This window comes from Salinivibrio sp. IB872, from assembly GCF_001995345.1.
GTDB classification, from domain to species: Bacteria; Pseudomonadota; Gammaproteobacteria; order Enterobacterales; family Vibrionaceae; genus Salinivibrio; species Salinivibrio proteolyticus.
Genome location: NZ_MUFO01000094.1, coordinates 1 through 2057 on the forward strand (window position 1 = coordinate 1; position 2057 = coordinate 2057).

Annotated in this window: 2 protein-coding genes; both read left to right on the top strand. The window is 41.8% G+C overall.

The features are described from left to right. Positions 1-77 precede the first annotated feature (77 nt). Positions 78-668: a recombinase family protein gene (locus tag BZJ18_RS16925; protein ID WP_025575374.1), complete on the top strand. Its 591-nt coding sequence runs from the start codon at positions 78-80 to the stop codon at positions 666-668. A gap of 205 nt (positions 669-873) precedes the next feature. Next, on the top strand, positions 874-1845 hold the full coding sequence (locus tag BZJ18_RS16930) for a hypothetical protein (protein ID WP_025604823.1): 972 nt from the start codon (positions 874-876) through the stop codon (positions 1843-1845). The last annotated feature ends 212 nt before the right edge of the window (positions 1846-2057 follow it).

The window sequence follows — 2057 nt, forward strand, 5'->3', positions numbered from 1 at the left end:
CATAAAGTAGGGTTCGGATTTTTATGATACCCAACCGATTGATGATACCAATTGTGATGCCAAAAGGAGTGAATAGTATGGGACGGACATTCGCTTATTGTCGTGTATCGACTAGCGAGCAAACTGTGTCAAATCAGATCTTAGCTATCAGAAATGCTGGCTACGATGTTCAAGAACACCGAATTGTACATGAAACAGTTTCTGGTAGTGTGCCTGCAACTGAACGACGTGAGTTCAAAATGTTGATTGAGCATAAACTAGAGCCAGGGGACAAACTAGTTGTATTAAAGCTAGATCGACTTGGCAGAGATAACATCGATGTTCAGCATACGATCAGTATGCTGTTAGAGAAGGGCGTTACACCAATTTCTCTGGATCTGCCGACCGCTGATCTAAGCTCAGCGGAAGGACGATTGATGCTGCAAATGTTCTCAGCATTTGCTGAATTTGAGCGAAACCGAATTCGAGAGCGGACGCTAGAAGGTCAGGCTAGGGCTAAGTCTGAAGGTAAGCGGATTGGTAGACCAGAAGCACTAACCACTACTCAAAAAGTCCAAGAATGTAGGGCAAGGGGGCTGAGTCAATCTAAGACAGCAAATGCTCTTGGCATCTCGATCCCAACGGTTAAGCGGCATTGGAACAAGCGGTTAACTGAAAGTATTCAATGAAGAACAATGTTCCATGATACCGAGAGGTGGAGATCTACCAGTCAGTAGTAGTTATTAGCTAAGAGGTTTAAACGATATTGTAAGAACCTTGTTCTTCCTTAACGCAAGGCTACTAAGATATCACGCTGATATTTGATACAAGAACATTGTTCTGACTGGAAAATCGGATAACCTTTTTGTTAGGAAACGACGCTGACAGAAAGGGATGCTTGTGGGCTTATTCATCAATACTCAAAAACTAACGGTAGCAAAAGAGGATCACTTAACTGAGTTCTTCGCTTCGGCGTTAACGTCTTCAGAACGTTTCAATCGAGCATTTGTTAGGTTGATTTTTGGAGACGAAGATAGCAGGTTGATCAGCAAGGTCGAAACACAAGTTATCTATCCAGGATGCCGACCAGACATGCGTCTGATATTAAATGATGGTTCAATTGCTCTCTGTGAGAATAAACTCGATGCTGCCGAAACGATCGGTAATGTTGAGAGTGGCAACCTCTTTCAATTGGAGCGATATCTGCAACTGCCAGTGGATCATGTGATTTATATTCGCTCTGAGTTACTTCCGCCTTCATACCAAGTTATGAGCCATCCTAAGTATCTATCGCCGATAGAAAAGCCTCATTATTTGTGGCGTGATATTTACCCTTTGTTATGCGAAGACTCCAATCCAATCGCCAAAGAATTACGAGGTGGTTTTAAGAGCATGGGATTTGTTCCTGCTCACCCAGTGATTGGTGATCTGACACGCAATGCTCCTAGAGCACAAAGAGAGAATTTCTCTAAATTTTGGATGCCGACAACGACTGCGGCCATTCAACAAGGTTGGAAAGTAGCAATTGGAGATGTAGTAGAACGATACTTTTACCATGAAACAGCAGAGCTTGCGCGGGAGGTGTTCGTAAGTCCAATAAACCCTACCCGATTTTTGATTCGTTACACACCGCAAAAATCTCAATGTGACGCTCTATTAAGCGCACTCGATACCGTTAAAAGTGAAGCCGAAGCAGTGGTAGTAGTAACGAAAAAAACGGTGTCACGAGCGAGTGGATTGGTCACTGTTATAGATGTTGAAACTCCAATGAACAATGTTCTCCCAGATCAACTAAAAACAGTGGAACAGATAGAGTCTAAGCTCAAAGCGTATGTATTGCCTTATCTGACGCTAGCTTTTAAGTAACACCTGTTTTGATTTTATGTGAATAACTATCTCGACAGTGAGATGATGTTTACTTGGAACAATGTTCTTATCGCAATCTTAAAATAGTAAAGATTGGGTATTTGATTAATCAATAAAAAACTGTGGAAGAACAATGTTCCGAATGATAAGTCAGAGAACCTTTCTTTTAATAAGAGAGGCTTTCAGAGAGTAGTGCTTGTGGAGTTAATAAT

Excerpts from the sequence above, each read along its gene's own strand:
- BZJ18_RS16925 (WP_025575374.1), top strand. The coding sequence starts at position 78 with ATGGGACGGACATTCGCTTATTGTCGTGTATCGACTAGCGAGCAAACT.
- BZJ18_RS16930 (WP_025604823.1), top strand. The coding sequence starts at position 874 with ATGCTTGTGGGCTTATTCATCAATACTCAAAAACTAACGGTAGCAAAA.